Here is a 14,962-nt window from a genome sequence, read left to right on the forward strand (position 1 = left end):
GAACCCCAGGAGGCGCCCAGATGAACAACACCGAAACGCTCGTCCTCGGCTTCGAGGAGATCGGGCAGCTGGCGCAGGCGGAGCGGCTCGCACTGGTCGGCGGAAAGGCCGCCAACCTCGGCGAGCTGACCCGCGCCGGGCTGCCTGTTCCTGCTGGGTTCTGCCTGACGACACACGCGTACGCACTGGCCGCCGACGCCGCCGGGCTCGGCGAGCACGATGCCGGCAGCCCGGCCCGGGAGCGCCTGCTCGCCACCGAGGTGCCGGCCGAAGTCGCGGCCGAAGTCGGTCGCGCCTACTCCGAGCTGGCGGGCGACGGGCCGGTCGCGGTCCGGTCGTCGGCCACGGCGGAGGACCTGCCGTTCGCGAGCTTCGCCGGCCAGCACGACAGCTACCTCGAAGTACGCGGGCTGACCGCGGTCGTCGACGCCGTACGCCGGTGTTGGGCCTCGCTCTGGACGGACCGGGCGGTGTCCTACCGCGAAGCGAACGGCATCGACCACGACTCTGTCCGGCTGGCCGTCGTCGTCCAGCAGATGGTCGACTCCCAGGTCGCCGGCGTGCTGTTCACGGCCAACCCCGTCACCGGCCGGCGCCGCGAGGCGGTCATCGACGCCGCGCGCGGCCTCGGCGAGCTCGTCGTCAGCGGGCAGGTCAACCCCGATCGTCTGGTGGTCGACACCGAGTCCGGTCGGGTGCTGCAGCACGAGCCCGCCTGCCTCACCGACGCGCAGGCCAGATCGCTTGCGGACTTGGGCGATCAGGTCGAGCGGCACTACGGCTCGCCGCAGGACATCGAGTGGGCGATCGACCCCGGCGGCACGATCTGGCTCACCCAGGCGCGGGCGATCACGTCGCTCTACCCCGTTCCCGACGTCGACGCGGAGGCGCCGGACGGTGAGCTGCACGTCTACTTCTCGTTCAGCGTCGCGCAGGGGGTCTACCGCCCGCTGACGCCGATGGGCGTCTCGGCGATCCGGGCGATCGCCGCCGGTGTGGCGGGGATGTTCGGCGTGCGCGTCGCCGACCGGGTGGCCGGCCCGGCCGCGGTCAAGGACCTCGCCGGCCGGATCTTCCTCGACGCCACTCCGGCGCTCCGCAACCGGCTCGGCCGGCAGCTCGTGGTTCGCATGCTCGGCGTGATGGAGACCCGATCGGCCGAGATCCTCGCCGGTCTCTTCGACGATCCTCAGCTACGCATCCGTACCGGCGCGCGTCCGGTGCTGCACCACGTCCTGCCGATGCTGGCGCGCAACGCCGTTCCGCTGCGGGCGATCCGGGCCCTGCTCCGGCCGGGTGCGGCCCGCCGGCGGGCCTGGCGGTTCGCCGACGAGCTCGCCACCGTGGCGCGCCCGCCCTACCCCCGACCACCAACCCCACCGGCGTCGCCCGCCGAGCGGCTGGACGCCGTCGAACGCGCACTGGTCGACCGGGCGCACCAGGTGATCCCGCGGATCGGGCCGATCGCGGGCGCCGGGTTCGCGATGCTGGGGCTCGCGCGCCGGCTGCTCCGGGCCGACCTGCGCGAGGGTGAGCTGGCCACCGTCCTGCGTGGGCTCCCTCACAACGTCACGACGGAGATGGACCTCGCGCTGTGGGCGCTGGCGGGCCGGATCGACGCCGACGCCGCCGCCCGGCAGCTCTTCCTGCAGTCCACGGCGAGCGAGCTGGCCGACCTCGCTCGCGACGGCCGGCTGCCCGCGGCCGCGCAAGGGCTGAACGGCTTCCTCCGGATCTACGGCCACCGCGCCGTGGCCGAGATCGATGCCGGGCTGCCGCGCTGGCGCGAGGATCCGGCCCAGGTCCTGACGATGCTCGCCAACTATCTCCGGCTCGGCGACGACCGGCTCGCGCCGGACCACCAGTTCGAGCGGGCCAGGCGCGAAGCCGAGGAGATGGTCGCCGAACTGGTCGCGCGGGCGTCCCGGCGCGGACGGATGCGGGCCCGGGCGGCTCGCTTCGCGCTGTCACGGGCGCGGGAGCTGGCCGGGCTGCGCGAGTTCCTCAAGTACTGCCTCGTCCTGGTGCTCGCCGACGTTCGCGAGCAGCTGTTCGTCGTCGGCGACGCGCTGGTCGCGGCCGGCCGGCTGGAACGCCGGCAGGACATCTTCTTCGCCGATCTGAAGGAGGCACGGGAGGCGTTGTCCGGCAGGGATCTGCGCGAGCTGGTCCGGTCGCGCCGGGCCGACTACGACCGCGAGCTGCGGCGCCGGCACATCCCGCGCGTGCTGCTGTCGGACGGCACGGAGCCGTCCGCGCCAAGCGTCGAGGCCGACGGTGCTCACCTCCTGCGCGGCGTGCCAGCGTCAGCGGGAACGGTGACCGGCAAGGCCAGGGTGATCCTCGATCCGCTGGACGCGCACCTCGAGCCCGGCGAGATCCTGGTCGCGCCGTCGACGGATCCGGGCTGGACACCGCTGTTCCTGACCGCCGGTGGACTCGTGATGGAGATGGGCGGCGCCAACTCCCACGGTGCCGTGGTCGCCAGGGAGTACGGCATCCCGGCGGTGGTCGGAGTACTGGGCGCGATCGACGCGATCGAGACCGGCCGGTCCATCGCCGTCGACGGATCGGCCGGAACGATCGCCTTCGAGAACTAACGGCTCTACGGCTGCGCGGTCGCCGCCCGGCGGATCGGCATGAGCGTCGCCGCCGGCGGCAGCGTCAGGAAGTCACGCACCAGCCGCGTGCACAGGTCCGGCTTCTCGTACATCAGCAGGTGCGTGGTCTCCGGCACGATCGCCAGCTGGCCGTCCGGCAACGCGCGGTAGAGCTCGATCGTGTGCTCCGGCGTTACCAGGTCGTCGTCGCCGGCCAGTACGAGGGTGCGCGCCACGACCGCCTTCAGGTCGGCCGGTGTCCAGGGCAGGTCGTCGCGGAACGCTCGCGCCACCTTCCCGATCACCACCGGAAAGTGCTCCGCCCCGTGCGGCGACACCTCGGCATACCGGGCCACCAGTTGCGCCGGCGGCTCGCCGTCCTCGCTCGGGCCGAAGATCATGCCGTCCTGGCTGAACGCTCCGCTGATCAGCACCAGCCGGTCGACCAGGTCCGGGCGCAGCATCGCCAGCCGCAGGGCGACGGCGGCCCCTGCGCTGTAGCCGACGACGTGGGCCCGGCCACCGGCCACCTGCTCCAGGAACGCGACGGCATCCGCCGCCATCAGCTCGACCGTGATCGGTCCGTCGACATCGGGCGTCCGGCCGTGGCCGCGCCGGTCCGGCAGGAAGAGGTGGAACTGATCGGCGAGCGCGGCCAGGTTGGGCTCGAAGTCCCGGCTGTCGCTCAGCCCGCCGTGCAGGAGCAGCACCGGGTCACCGGTGCCGCGTTCGTCGTACCACTGCGAGATGCCGTTCGCCTCGACGTAGCCGCTCATCAAAGTGTCCTTCCAGGTTCGTCCAGCCATGTCATGGTGCGGTTCATCTCTTGGTACGAACCAGGCGGCCCGAACTCATCGGTCCGGCGGCGACGTGCCGAACAGCGGCAGCAGCAGCTCGCCGTCGAGGAACGTCGTGGTGCCCGCGATCAGCCCGTCTCGGATGTCGTAGACCTCCAGCGAGAACGGCTTGTACCCGCCTTCGCCATCCGGCCAGTAGACCGCACACGCCGGCTGGCCGTTGGCGGCGGTCGGCACCATCCGGGCACCCTTGCACGGCTGGCCGGAGGCCAGCAGAACCTGCCGGATCGCGTCCCGGCCCGACAGCCACCAGGTGAACGGAGGCATCGAGGTGGTCGCGTCCTCGTGCAGCAGCGACACCAGCGTCTCGACGTCATAGCGCTCGAACGCCTCGCAGTAGCGCGCCAGCAGCTTGCGCTGTTCGTCGTCGCCGGGCTGGTAGGTGTCGGCTGGGGACGGCTCCGCGGTCGCGAGCGTGGCCCGGGCGCGCTGCAACGCACTGTTGACGGACGCGGTGGTGCCGGCGAGCAGCTCGGCCGTCTCGGCTGCCGACCAGCACAGCACGTCACGCAGGATCAGCACCGCGCGCTGCCGTGGCGGCAGGTGCTGCAGCGCCGCGACGAACGCCAGCCGGATCGTCTCGCGCCGCACGGTGAGCTCGGCCGGATCCGCCGTCGCCGGCAGGACTCGGGTGTCGGGAGCGGGGAACACCCAGGCGTCGGGCGGCAGCGGTACGCCGAGTTGATCACCTGGAGTCGCGGCCGGCCCGAGATCGATCGCCCGGGCCCGGCGCCTGGCGCCGCGTAGCAGGTCGAGGCAGGCGTTGGTGGCGATCGTGAACAGCCAGGTCCGCAACGGCGCGCGCCGCTCGTCGTACGTCGCGAACTTCTGCCAGGCGCGCAGCAGGATTTCCTGGACAGCGTCCTCGGCCTCGAACGGCGAGCCCAGCATGCGGTAGCAGTAACCGGTCAGCTCGACACGATGCTGTTCCAGCCGCGGATCCATCGCACTCCCCTCTATCGCAGCCCCAAGACAATCACGAACGCACCCACGACGACGCACGCGGCGCCGCCGGCGAGTCCCCCGACCGTGCTCGGTTTCCGGCGCAGGCCGTCACGGCCGGTGAACCGGTGCATCAACAACAGGCCGGTCCCTACCAGGACGACACCGCCAAGCGTCACAACCATCTGTTGCCTCCCCTTCGCCGAGCTAGATGTCCAGCCGGGCTTGGCGGTTGTGATGAACCGGATACGCGTGGGGAGGCGCCACGCGCATCCGGCAAGGCGTCAGTCGTCGTGGCGGTCGTCGCGGTCGTCGCCACTGCCGGGACCACTGTTGTCGTCGACCCGGTCCTCACTGTCGTGGTCTCCACGGTCGTCGCCGTGGCCGCTCGTGTCGTCACGGTCATCGGAACGGTCGTCCGAACGGTCGTCGTCGCGACCGTCGGCCCGGAACCGGGTGATCGCGCCGGTCTGGGCGTCGACCCGGACGTCGTACTCGACGCCGGACCTGATCACCTCGACCTTCCACTCCCACCGGCCGTGCTCGAGCTCCCGCTCGATCTCGTCGACGTGGCCGCCGCCGACCTTCGCGACCGCGATCCTGGCAGCCGCATCGGCGCTGACCTTCGGCTTGGCCATCGGTTTCGTGCTCGTGGTCGGCGTGGGCCGTGCACTCGGTGTCTTCCGGTCCTCGGCCTGGACGATCGCGGCCGGCCCGGCCACGGCGGACCCGGCCCGGGTGCCGGCTGCGGCCTGTGAGCCGTCCTGGCTCACACCGACCGCCAGTGCGGTACCCGCCGACAGCAGGCTCACGACTCCGGTCGTCACCGCGATGGTTTGCCACCTGTTCATTGCTCCGGCCTTTCGTCGGTCTGTCTCCGTGTTTCTGACAGCTCCGACGATGCCGGGGGCATGGCTAGGCGGGCGCTGTGCGAACCCTAAGCCCCGGCTAAGAGCTCGACGCGTACCGAAAGCCCGCCGCGCGGCGACTGCTCGAGGTACAGCTCGCCGCCGCCGCGCTGCGCGGTCCGGCGGGCGATGTCGAGCCCAAGGCCGCTCGATCCCACGCCGGAGACGCCCCGCTCGACCACGGCCGACGCCGGCAGGCCCGGCCCGGCGTCGGCCACGGTGAGCACCGCGCCACCGCCCGGACCGGGACGTGGCCGCAGCCGGACCGCGAACGCCGTACCGTCCGGCGTGTGCGCGAACACGTTGCCCAGCAGCGCGTCCACGACGGCGGCCAGGTCCGAACGACCGACCGCGACAGGCAGCGGTCCGGGTGCGAGCTCACGCCCGAGCTCCCGATCGGTGTCCTCGGCCAGGGCCGCCCAGAAGTCGACTCGCTCACGGACCACCTCGGCGGCGTCGCAGCCCGGCCCGGTGCCGGTGCCGCGCTGCCTGGCCTGGTCGATGCCCTGGGTCACCGCCCGCTGCACCGCCTCCACGCTCGCGCTGATCCGGGCCGCCTCCTCCGGCGACGACAGTGCCTCGGCCTCCAGCCGGAGTGCCGTCAGAGGGGTACGAACCCGATGGGCCAGGTCGGCGACGGTCTCGCGTTCCTCCCGCAGCAGTTCGGTGATCCGCCCGGCCAGGTGGTTGAGCGCCCGCGCGACGACGCCGACCTCGTTCGGTGCGAACGGATCGGCCCGGGCGGACAGGTCGCCGCCCGCCAGCCGGTGCGACACCTCGGCGAGCGTGATCGTCGCGCGGACCAGGCTGCGCGCCAGCCGGTCGGCGAGCAGCAGGCTCACGCCGAGCAAGGTCAGCCCCAGCATGGCCAGCAGCAGCCAGGCCCGCGTCACACCGACGTTCAGCTGAGCGTCGGTGACGAACGTCCGGATCACGCGGTACGCACCGGCGTTGTCGCGGACGGCGAAGACGATCTCGCGGCCGCCCGGCACCTCGCCGGACGTGCTGTTGCCGCGGGCCGCCAGCTCGACCAGCGGACTGCGATCCGCGGTGGCGCCGAGCCGCGTGCCGTCCGGCAGGAACACGCTCAACGGGTACGGCGCCATCCCGCTGGCCTGGTCGACGCTCAGCCGTAGCGCGTCGCCCTCGGTCGTCGCGACCACCGAGCTGAGCGCCTGGGCGCGAGCGGTCGCGACCTCCACGGTGCGGTCGATGGCCACGCCGCGGACGAGCACGGCGAGCGGAACGAGGAACGCGATCAGCACCAGCGACGTGGTGGCGCCGACCAGCAGCAGGACGCGGCGGCGCACGCTAGGGCAGAGCTCCCGGCCCGGTCGTCCCTGGCTGCCCGGCGTCGGGCGGCGCGACGACGCGAACGCCCACACCGCGTACCGAGTGCAGGTAACGCGGCTCCTGCGCGGTCTCGCCGAGCTTGCGGCGCAGCCACGACAGGTGAACGTCGACGGTCTTGTCGGCACCGCCGTACGGCTGCTGCCAGACCTCTGCCAGCAGCTCCCGCTTGGTGACGACCTCGCCTGCGCGGGCCGCGAGGTAGTGCAACAGCGTGAACTCCCTCGGTGTGAGGTCGAGGTCGCGGCCGTCCAGCGTGGCTTCACGCGTACGCAGGTCGAGCCGGAGCCCGCCCACCTCGACCGCGGTGCTCGGCTTGTGCTCGCCGCCTCGCCGGAGCACGGCCCGGATCCGGGCGTCCAGCTGCGCGGCGCTGAACGGCTTCACGACGTAGTCGTCGGCGCCGGCGTTGAGCACGGCGACGATCTCCTGCTCCTCGTCACGGGCGGTCGCCACCACGACCGGCACCTGGCTGGCGCCGCGCAGCATCCGCAACACCGTGCGCCCGTCGACGTCTGGCAGGCCGAGGTCGAGTACGACGACATCGGGCCGGTTGGCGATCGCCTGTTCGAGACCGGACATCCCGCTGGCCGCCGAGGCGACCGCGTGTCCGCGCTCGCCGAGGCCCCGGATCAGGGCACTACGAATCGCCGCGTCGTCCTCGATCAGCAGCACGTTCGGCACGGCACCCACGGTAGGGCACAGGATTCGGCCGGACGGGCAGGCACAGCGCAGCCATGGGAGTCGCTTAGCCTTCGCTTAACCTTCGGACTGGAAGGCTGGAACGCGTGAGCAGATCCCTCGGCTCGGTCGGTGTGGTGCTGGCCTGGCTCGCCGCCGTCGTCGCGGCGACGCTGGTCGGCGTGCTCGCCGTGGGCGCGATCGGCAGCGGCATCCTGCCGGAGGGCCAGGAGCCGCTGAGCCAGGCGGAGGTGAGCCGGCAGCTGGCCGCGCCGGAACGCAAAACCCTGCCGACCAACCAGCCCACGCCGACGGAGACGCCCACCGGTTCGCCGACGTCGGGACCGAGCACCCCCGCGCCCGGCGCCACCGAGGCGCTGCGCAGCAACGGCGGTGTGATCTACGCACGCTGCAACCCCGCCGCCGAGAACGGTGTCGAGGTCACCTCCGCCGTACCCGATCAGGGCTACCACCTGGAGCAGGTCGAGCCGGAGGACGGTGGCAGCCGGGTCCGCTTCGAGTCCGGCGACACCCGGCTCGAGGTACAGGTCAACTGCGTCGACGGCCGCCCACGTGTGGTTCCCGACGACGATTCCGGCCACGACGACGGCGGTCACGACGACTGAGCTGGCCGCTTCGGCGACGAACGCCGGCCGGCCGATGCGCCGGTTGGCCTCGGCGCCACGCTCACGAGCATCAGCTGACCGCACGCCGGCGCGGCTGGCATGCTGTCCGGCATGACCGGACCGACAGTAAACGACCCGAAGGCCGACCTCCACCGCTACCTGCGGTCCGGGCGCGATGCGCTGCTGTGGAAGCTCGACGGCCTGTCGGAGTACGACATCCGCCGGCCGATGACGCCTACCGGAACGAACCTGCTCGGGCTGGTCAAGCACATGGCGGCCGTCGAACTCGGCTACTTCGGCGAGTGCTTCGGCCGGCCGTCGGACGAACCGCAGCCGTGGGAGGCGCCCGACGCCGAGCCGAACGCCGACCTGTGGGCGACTGCCGAGGAGTCCCGCGACGACATCATCGCGTTCTACCGGCGAGTCTGGGTGCACGCGGACGCCACCATCGAGGCGCTGAGCCTCGACACGATCGGCCGGGTTTCGTGGTGGCGGCCGGGCCGCAACGAGGTCACGCTGCACCGGATCCTCGTCCACGTCAGCACCGAGACACATCGGCACGCCGGGCACGCCGACATCGTGCGCGAGTTGATCGACGGCGCGGTGGGCCTGCAGGACGGCAACTCCAACCTGCCGGCGGTGGACGAGGCCTGGTGGGCCGGCTACCGCGAACGGCTCGAGACGGTTGCCAGGGAGGCCGCCGAGCGCTGAGCGCTCAGCCCTCGACGCCCTTGCCCAACGCCTGCAGGCACAGCGTGAACGTCTCCGTGCCCTCGCCCAGGGTCTTGCGGAGGAGGTACGCCGGGCAGTCCACGGGCTCGGCGTACCCGAAGTTGCCGTAGACCTTGTAGTTGGTCGCTCCCGGCACCGGGAACGAGCACGGCTGCCTCGACCATTTGCCGTCGTCGATCGGGATCGCGGAGCTGTCCCACACGCAGTCGCCGGACTTGGCGTTCACCGCGCCCTGGCCGTAGAACCCACCGAATGCGATGAACGCGACGATGGCCCCGATGATCCACAGGCCGGCGTAGCCGCCCTTTTTCGTGGGCTCCTGCTTCGCGGGTGCCTTCTGCTCGGCGGGCTGCTTCTGGTCTGGCTGCTTCTTGTCGGGCTCGGCCAGCACCCTGGTCTTGCCGACGCCCGGTGCGTCCAGGACCGCCAGCGCCTGCCCGGCGTCCGGGCGCAGCGCGGGGTCCTTGTTCAGCAGCCTTGTGATCAGCTCGCCCAGCTGGGTTCCGACCAGCTCCGGGCGCGGCGGCTCGTGGCTGAGGACCGCGGCGACGATCGCCTGCAGGCTCTCCCGGCGGAACGGTGACTTCCCGGTGGCCGCCTGATAGAGCGTGGCTCCGAGCGAGAACAGGTCGCACGCCGCCGACTCGTTGCCGTCGCCGAGCCGCTCGGGCGCGATGTACTCCATCGAGGCGACCAGCATGCCGGTCTGCGTCACCGTCGTGTCGTCCCAGTGGACGGCGGTACCGAAGTCGGTCAGCAGCACGCTGCCGTCGTCGGCGAGCAGGATGTTGGCCGGCTTGATGTCGCGGTGTACGACGCCCTTGGCGTGGGCCGCCCGCAGTGCCTCCAGCACGCACCTGGCGACCTGCTCCGCCCGGTCGACGGGCAGGGGTTCCGCCTCCAACTGGTCCGCGAGCGACTTGCCTTCGACCAGCTGCATGACGACCCACGGCAGGTCGTCCTCGATGAAGACGTCATAGACGACAACGGTGTGGGGACAGCCCCGGAGCCGGGCGGCGTTGCGTGCCTCCCGCTCGGCGCGGCGGCGGCGTTCGGCCAGCTCCGCCTCGCTCCCCGCGGGTGGCAGCAGCATCTCCTTGATCGCCACCTCCGCCCGCAACGTCTGGTCGTACGCCCTCCAGACCCGGCCGAAGCCGCCCGCCGCCAGCACCTCGTCGAGCCGGTACCGACCGTGGACGACCCGGCCAACAGGCACGTCGTTCGACAAGCTGAGCCCTCCGCGTCCGCCGACACCGTGTCGGGCAACAGCGTACGCAATCCGGACTCAGGGGTCGATCAGCCTCTTGTACGCGGACCGGACATCGCCCTTGGAGGAGCTGACGTACTGCTGCGGATCCGGGCCGGTGTCGAGCGGGGCGTAGATCCGCCGCGGACAGCTGCGGCCGCTGATCTGCACCGAGCCCTTCGTCACCAGCTTCCCGGTCCGCACCTCGTAGACGTGGACGGGGATCTTGCGCTTGAAGTAGGACACGTTGTACACGCCGGGCCGACCCGTCTCCCAGTTGTACTGGCAGAAGTCGACGACCGAGCCGTACTCCAGCTCGCCGGCGCACACCACCAGGACGGCATCGGCGGCACCCTTCGCCCGCCACGAGACCGGCAGCTGCTTGCGGTGGCTGTCCTGGCCGAACAGCAAGGTGGGATACGGGCCGTGTCCCTTGCCCCGGTAAGGCTTGGCGCCACCGTACGGCGCGGGATCGTCGCAGTAGCGCGGCTGCCGGCCGACGAGCTCGGTTGTCAGCAACTGCTTCACGTCGGCCAGCTGGATCGCGAGCGTGGCCTTGTGCTCGCCCTGCTTGGCCCGCGCCGCCAGCTCGTGCTGGGGATAGTCGTCGAGGAGCTGGCGGTACTTCGTGCGGGCTGCCTCAGGATCCTTGGCGCTCAGATGCTTGTCCGCGCAGCCGAGAATCGCGGCCGGCGCGACCTTCGGCACAATGTCGGCCGCCCGGTCCAGCTCGTCACCCCGGGACGGCCGGGTAGCGAGCCAGTCGGTGATCCTGGCCGTGACGCAAGGATCCTCGACCGGCAGGCCCGCCAGGAAGCCGTCCAGTACCTTCCCGGCTTCGTCTGCCCGGCCCGGCGACCGGGCGAGGACGGTCGACAGGTGCGCGAAGCCGTCGCTCAGCATGCCGGTGTCACCAATGAGTGCGGTCTTCAGCTCGTAGCCGGCCTGGGCGAGTACGAGGTCGTCCCGCCGGCCGGTGGCACCCTGCCACAACGCGGCCGGGTGCGTGCGGTACTCCTCCAGCGTCGCGGCCGCCTGGAGCCGGTCGCCCTGCGCCTGCTGGCGTTCCGCGGCGAGCAGGAGCCGGCAGGCCGCCTCGCTGGCGGGAGCATCCCGGGTGACCAGCGACGGGTCGACCAGCCGGTGACCGGCCCCGAGCCCGTCCAGCCGCGAGAGCGTCTGCTGGCAGTCGTCCGCCCGATGCGCGTCGGCGGCGGCACTCTCGATCCGCCAGGCGTCGATGCGAAGGCCGGTCAGCGTCAGCACGAGAGCCGCCGTGACGCCGAACGCGACCAGCCGAAGCGGCCACACCGAGCCCGGCGCCGCCGGCGCCTGCGGGTGCCGCCGGTTGTGACGGTTGGAGAGCACCCACCCGTGCGCGATCGCGGCCAGCCACACCAGCAGGGCGATCAACTGCACCCAGCCGGCACCCTGCTCGACCGTGAGCAGCAGCACGACGACAACGACCGTCACCACCCAGTTGAGTGCGGCGAAGAGCGGCTTACGCAGCAGCAGATATCCGACGCCGAGCAAGGTCGCGTTCCAGGCAGCAACGGCAAACGCATCCCGCCGCCTCGGCGGCTCCGGCGGCCGGGCCTCCCAGGGCGCCGTACCCTGCGGCGTCTGTGATCCCGGCCCAGGCGGGCCGGGAGGACCAGGAAAGGCGGGCAGGCCAGGGGAACCCGGATTACCCGGAGGACCGGCATGGTTCGGAGGCATCGGATCCATACCGGGACCGTAGGTCGAGCAGGTTGGGAGTGGTCCCGGCTCGCTGCTCAGCCCGCGAGGTACGCCGACCACGTCGCAGAGACCTTCGTCGCGGGTGGGCGCGACTATGGTTGGGCTTCCAGGAATTTGAGTTGCGGCGTGACCGCACCCCCGGAAGGCTGAGCGGGGTGGACCGGCATCGGGAGATGGCCCAGACCGTAGCCGTCGAGCTGGCCGCGCGGGCAGACGTGCTCGCGGTGCTCATCGGCGGCTCGGTGGCTCGCGGTGAGCACCAGCCGAGCTCCGACGTCGACCTGCTGATCGTGTGCACCGAGGAGTCCCCACTGCCGACCGCCGAACGTTCGGTGCGGGGCGGGTTGCTCGTCGAGTGGATCGCGCGCACCGAGCCGGCCTGGGCGGAGCGCTTCGACCGGTTGCGTACCTCCTGGCTGTATCCCTTCCTCGAGGGCGAGATCGTCTACGACACCGGCCCGGCCGCGCGGCTGGCGGCGCTCGCCGCGGCCACGCTGGAGGGCTATCGCACGCCGCCGGCGGTGCGCCGGACGCTCGCCACCTATCTCTGGCACTCCCAGGCCAAGCTCGACCGGGCAGCGTTGTCGGGCGATCCGCGGGTGCAGGGATTCTGGGTGTCGCTGCTCGTCGAGCAGGTGGTCGACGGCCTGTACGCGATCCACGACGTGCCCAGGGCGGCCGGCTCCCGGCGGCTGGCCTACCTCCACCGGCTCGGCCTCACGGCAGAAGAGAAACGGTGGCTCGACGCGATGCTGACCGGCGAGACCTACGCCCGCTTCGACGCGACGCGGAGGCTGGTCGACCACCTGCGGGAGCACCTTGGCCCGCCCGACCTCGAGGCGCTCTAGCCCGGCACCACCGATGAGTTCTGCCGATCGGGCTGGTCTATCCGGGCATGACAGACCTGACCCCTTCCGAAACAACGAACCTCGACCGCTACGGCTCGCCGCCGCTGGAGTGGAGCCGCGCCCTCGCGGCCGTCTCGGGCGACCCGACGGCCGATCTCACGTACTTCCTCGGTACGTCCCGTCCGGACGGCACGCCACACGCAGCCGGCATCGGCGCGCAGTGGCGTGCCGGCTATCTCTACTTCACCAGCAACGCGAACGCACGCAAGGCGCGTGACCTCGCCGTCAACCCGCTCTGCACGATCTCGGTACGGCTGCTGGGCATCGACCTGGTTTTCGAGGGCCCGGCCGAACGCGTGACCGACGCCGGCGTGCTGGAGCAGGTCGCGGCGGGCTATCGCGAGGGCGGCTGGCCGGCGCAGGTCGACGGTGACGCGCTCACCGCTCCGTTCAGTGCGCCGAGCGCCGGGCCGCCGCCGTGGCAGGTGTACCGGCACGCGTTCCACACCGTCGTGGGCGTCGCGACGCAGGAGCCGTGGGGAGCGACCCGCTGGCGGTTCTCGCGCTGACCCACCGGTGGCATAAACCCGTCGCTCTCGGACACCGACTGTCGTTAGCGTTCTGGACGTGCTTGATTTTCGCGACTACTACAGCAGCGCCTTCGACGAGCAGGAGCGCCTCGCCGAGGGCGTGGGCGAGCTGGAGCGGGTCCGTACGCAGGAGCTGCTGACCCGTCACCTGCCGCCCGCGCCGGCGACCGTGCTCGACGTCGGCGGAGCCGCCGGTGTATACGCGCTGTGGCTGGCCCAGCTCGGCTATCAGGTCCATCTGGTCGATCCCGTGGCGCGGCACGTGGAGCAGGCGCAGGCCGCCTCGCAGGCCCAGCCGGACCACCCGATCGCGAGCTGCAGTGTGGGTGACGCGCGCTCGCTGGCGTTCGACGACCAGAGCGCGGACGTCGTGCTGCTGCTCGGGCCGCTCTATCACCTGACCGAGCGCCGGGACCGCATCACCGCGCTGGCAGAGGCCCACCGCGTGCTGAAGCCGGGAGGCCTGGTCGTAGCGGCCGGGATCTCGCGCTTCGCCTCGATGCTGGCCTGCCTGTCCGAGGGCCTGCTCGACGAGCCCGACTTCGTGTCGATCGTCCGCCAGGACCTCCGCGACGGCCAGCACCGCAACCCGACCGACAAGCCGTATTTCACCACGGCTTACTTCCACCACCCCGACGAGCTGCGCGACGAACTCGCGGCCACCGGCTTCTCGCTGCACGCCTTCGTAGCCGTCGAGGGCCCGGCGATGTGGATGCCGGACTTCGCCGCGAACTGGGCCCAGCCGCACAAACGCGAAGTGATCCTGGAACTCATCCGCACAACGGAGAACGAGGTCTCGCTCGCGGCCACCGGCTCGCACTTCCTGGGCATCGCGCACGCGTAGGACAGGTCTGGCCGACGGTTCGCCTCACCCGGCGGCTCGGCTGAGCCGGGAGCCCAACGTCCGCAGGTAGGCAGCCAGCTCCGGCGGGTCGTGCACCTCGAAGTCGCAGCCGAGCTGGACCAGCCGGATCGCCAGCCATTCCAGCGTGTCGGCCTGCCCGCGCAGCCGGCACCGTCCGGCGTCGACCTCCTCCACCTCGGCGGCCGTGATGCCGAGCCGGCCGATCACGTCGGCCGCGGGCGCGTGCAGGGTGGCGTCGACGGAGTACGTCGGGGCCAGGGAGTAGAGCTTGCCGCGCACGTACTCCGCCGGGTCGTCGCTCGGCAGTACGCGGGGCATCGCGCGGGCGCCGGTCGGCTCGGGATCGGTGATGCGGTCGACGCGGAAGATCCGCCAGTCGCCGCGCTCGACGTCCCAGGCGAGGAGGTACCACCGCCGGCCGAACGGGACCAGCCGGTACGGCTCGACCAGCCGGCGCGCGACCTCGTTGTCGTGCCGGGTGTAGCCGAAGCGCAGGCGTTCCTCGTCGCGGCAGGCCTGGGCGATCAGCGTGAGGGCGATCGCATCGACGGTCGGCCCGGCGTCGGCGACCGGAGAGGTGAAGTCGCGTAGCGCGTTCACTCGTCGCCGCAGGCGAGCCGGCATCACCTGGATCACCTTGGCCAGTGCGCGTACCGACGTCTCCTCGATGCCGTCGACCGCACCGCCCGCGGCCGTCCGCAGCCCGACCGCGATCGCGACGGCTTCGTCGTCGTCCAGCAGCAGTGGAGGCATCGCGGCGCCGGATCGCAGCTGGTAGCCGCCGGCCACGCCGCGGCTCGCGTCGACCGGATAGCCGAGCTCGCGCAGCCGGTCGACGTCGCGGCGCAACGTGCGCTCGCTGACCTCCAGCCGGCCGGCGAGCTCGGCGCCCGGCCAGTACCTGTGGGTCTGCAGCAACGACAGCAGCCGCAGCATCCGTCCGCTCGTGTTCGCCATGTCTTCAGAGTTCCTGCGAT

At 71.8% G+C, this 14,962-nt stretch carries 15 protein-coding genes; 6 read left to right on the plus strand and 9 right to left on the minus strand.

The window, feature by feature from the left end; all coding sequences use genetic code 11:
- The first annotated feature begins 20 nt into the window (after positions 1-20).
- Positions 21-2,600: a PEP-utilizing enzyme gene (locus ACYVF6_RS13240; RefSeq protein WP_460520749.1), complete on the plus strand. Its 2,580-nt coding sequence runs from the start codon at positions 21-23 to the stop codon at positions 2,598-2,600.
- 5 nt (positions 2,601-2,605) lie between these two features.
- On the opposite strand, the gene ACYVF6_RS13245 is transcribed toward ACYVF6_RS13240, so the two are convergent.
- From ACYVF6_RS13245 to ACYVF6_RS13270, 6 genes are all read right to left on the minus strand, one after another.
- The gene (locus ACYVF6_RS13245) at positions 2,606-3,376 is read right to left on the minus strand and encodes an alpha/beta fold hydrolase (protein ID WP_460520751.1); all 771 of its coding nucleotides are present in this window, start codon (positions 3,374-3,376) and stop codon (positions 2,606-2,608) included.
- 75 nt (positions 3,377-3,451) lie between these two features.
- Positions 3,452-4,402 (minus strand): sigma-70 family RNA polymerase sigma factor, encoded by a 951-nt coding sequence (locus ACYVF6_RS13250; RefSeq protein ID WP_460520753.1) that lies wholly within the window; start codon positions 4,400-4,402, stop codon positions 3,452-3,454.
- 11 nt (positions 4,403-4,413) lie between these two features.
- Entirely contained in the window at positions 4,414-4,584 is a 171-nt protein-coding gene (locus tag ACYVF6_RS13255) for a hypothetical protein (RefSeq protein WP_460520755.1), read from the minus strand.
- A gap of 99 nt (positions 4,585-4,683) precedes the next feature.
- On the minus strand, positions 4,684-5,250 hold the full coding sequence (locus ACYVF6_RS13260) for a PepSY domain-containing protein (RefSeq protein WP_460520757.1): 567 nt from the start codon (positions 5,248-5,250) through the stop codon (positions 4,684-4,686).
- Between the two features lie 86 nt (positions 5,251-5,336).
- Complete coding sequence (locus tag ACYVF6_RS13265) at positions 5,337-6,617, minus strand: sensor histidine kinase (RefSeq protein ID WP_460520759.1); 1,281 nt, start codon at positions 6,615-6,617, stop codon at positions 5,337-5,339.
- Position 6,618: 1 nt separating this feature from the next.
- A complete protein-coding gene (locus ACYVF6_RS13270; protein ID WP_460520761.1) occupies positions 6,619-7,341 on the minus strand; it encodes a response regulator transcription factor in 723 nt (240 codons plus the stop codon).
- Positions 7,342-7,445: 104 nt separating this feature from the next.
- On the opposite strand from ACYVF6_RS13270, the gene ACYVF6_RS13275 reads away from it, so the two are divergent.
- Both ACYVF6_RS13275 and ACYVF6_RS13280 read left to right on the plus strand, forming a co-directional pair.
- Positions 7,446-7,964, plus strand: a complete 519-nt coding sequence (locus tag ACYVF6_RS13275; RefSeq protein ID WP_460520763.1) for a hypothetical protein — start codon at positions 7,446-7,448, stop codon at positions 7,962-7,964.
- Between the two features lie 111 nt (positions 7,965-8,075).
- Positions 8,076-8,675: a DinB family protein gene (locus tag ACYVF6_RS13280; protein ID WP_460520765.1), complete on the plus strand. Its 600-nt coding sequence runs from the start codon at positions 8,076-8,078 to the stop codon at positions 8,673-8,675.
- A 4-nt stretch (positions 8,676-8,679) separates the two neighbouring features.
- On the opposite strand, the gene ACYVF6_RS13285 is transcribed toward ACYVF6_RS13280, so the two are convergent.
- The gene (locus tag ACYVF6_RS13285; protein WP_460520767.1) at positions 8,680-9,924 is read right to left on the minus strand and encodes a serine/threonine-protein kinase; all 1,245 of its coding nucleotides are present in this window, start codon (positions 9,922-9,924) and stop codon (positions 8,680-8,682) included.
- A 57-nt stretch (positions 9,925-9,981) separates the two neighbouring features.
- Positions 9,982-11,475, minus strand: coding sequence for a tetratricopeptide repeat protein (locus ACYVF6_RS13290; RefSeq protein WP_460520769.1), 1,494 nt, complete (start codon positions 11,473-11,475; stop codon positions 9,982-9,984).
- A 380-nt stretch (positions 11,476-11,855) separates the two neighbouring features.
- On the opposite strand from ACYVF6_RS13290, the gene ACYVF6_RS13295 reads away from it, so the two are divergent.
- From ACYVF6_RS13295 to ACYVF6_RS13305, 3 genes are read left to right on the plus strand one after another with little or no spacing between them, the layout of a single operon-like run.
- The gene (locus ACYVF6_RS13295; protein ID WP_460520771.1) at positions 11,856-12,530 is read left to right on the plus strand and encodes a nucleotidyltransferase domain-containing protein; all 675 of its coding nucleotides are present in this window, start codon (positions 11,856-11,858) and stop codon (positions 12,528-12,530) included.
- 47 nt (positions 12,531-12,577) lie between these two features.
- On the plus strand, positions 12,578-13,099 hold the full coding sequence (locus ACYVF6_RS13300; RefSeq protein ID WP_460520773.1) for a pyridoxamine 5'-phosphate oxidase family protein: 522 nt from the start codon (positions 12,578-12,580) through the stop codon (positions 13,097-13,099).
- A 58-nt stretch (positions 13,100-13,157) separates the two neighbouring features.
- Complete coding sequence (locus ACYVF6_RS13305) at positions 13,158-13,964, plus strand: class I SAM-dependent methyltransferase (RefSeq protein ID WP_460520775.1); 807 nt, start codon at positions 13,158-13,160, stop codon at positions 13,962-13,964.
- A gap of 24 nt (positions 13,965-13,988) precedes the next feature.
- Here the strand turns inward: ACYVF6_RS13305 and ACYVF6_RS13310 are convergent, their stop codons facing one another.
- Complete coding sequence (locus ACYVF6_RS13310; RefSeq protein ID WP_460520776.1) at positions 13,989-14,942, minus strand: helix-turn-helix transcriptional regulator; 954 nt, start codon at positions 14,940-14,942, stop codon at positions 13,989-13,991.
- Between the last annotated feature and the right edge of the window lie 20 nt (positions 14,943-14,962).

It is taken from the genome of Flindersiella endophytica, assembly GCF_054779015.1.

Excerpts from the sequence above, each read along its gene's own strand:
- ACYVF6_RS13310 (WP_460520776.1), bottom strand. The coding sequence starts at position 14,942 with ATGGCGAACACGAGCGGACGGATGCTGCGGCTGCTGTCGTTGCTGCAG.
- ACYVF6_RS13260 (WP_460520757.1), bottom strand. The coding sequence starts at position 5,250 with ATGAACAGGTGGCAAACCATCGCGGTGACGACCGGAGTCGTGAGCCTG.
- ACYVF6_RS13255 (WP_460520755.1), bottom strand. The coding sequence starts at position 4,584 with ATGGTTGTGACGCTTGGCGGTGTCGTCCTGGTAGGGACCGGCCTGTTG.
- ACYVF6_RS13280 (WP_460520765.1), top strand. The coding sequence starts at position 8,076 with ATGACCGGACCGACAGTAAACGACCCGAAGGCCGACCTCCACCGCTAC.
- ACYVF6_RS13300 (WP_460520773.1), top strand. The coding sequence starts at position 12,578 with ATGACAGACCTGACCCCTTCCGAAACAACGAACCTCGACCGCTACGGC.
- ACYVF6_RS13295 (WP_460520771.1), top strand. The coding sequence starts at position 11,856 with ATGGCCCAGACCGTAGCCGTCGAGCTGGCCGCGCGGGCAGACGTGCTC.
- ACYVF6_RS13240 (WP_460520749.1), top strand. The coding sequence starts at position 21 with ATGAACAACACCGAAACGCTCGTCCTCGGCTTCGAGGAGATCGGGCAG.
- ACYVF6_RS13250 (WP_460520753.1), bottom strand. The coding sequence starts at position 4,402 with ATGGATCCGCGGCTGGAACAGCATCGTGTCGAGCTGACCGGTTACTGC.
- ACYVF6_RS13245 (WP_460520751.1), bottom strand. The coding sequence starts at position 3,376 with ATGAGCGGCTACGTCGAGGCGAACGGCATCTCGCAGTGGTACGACGAA.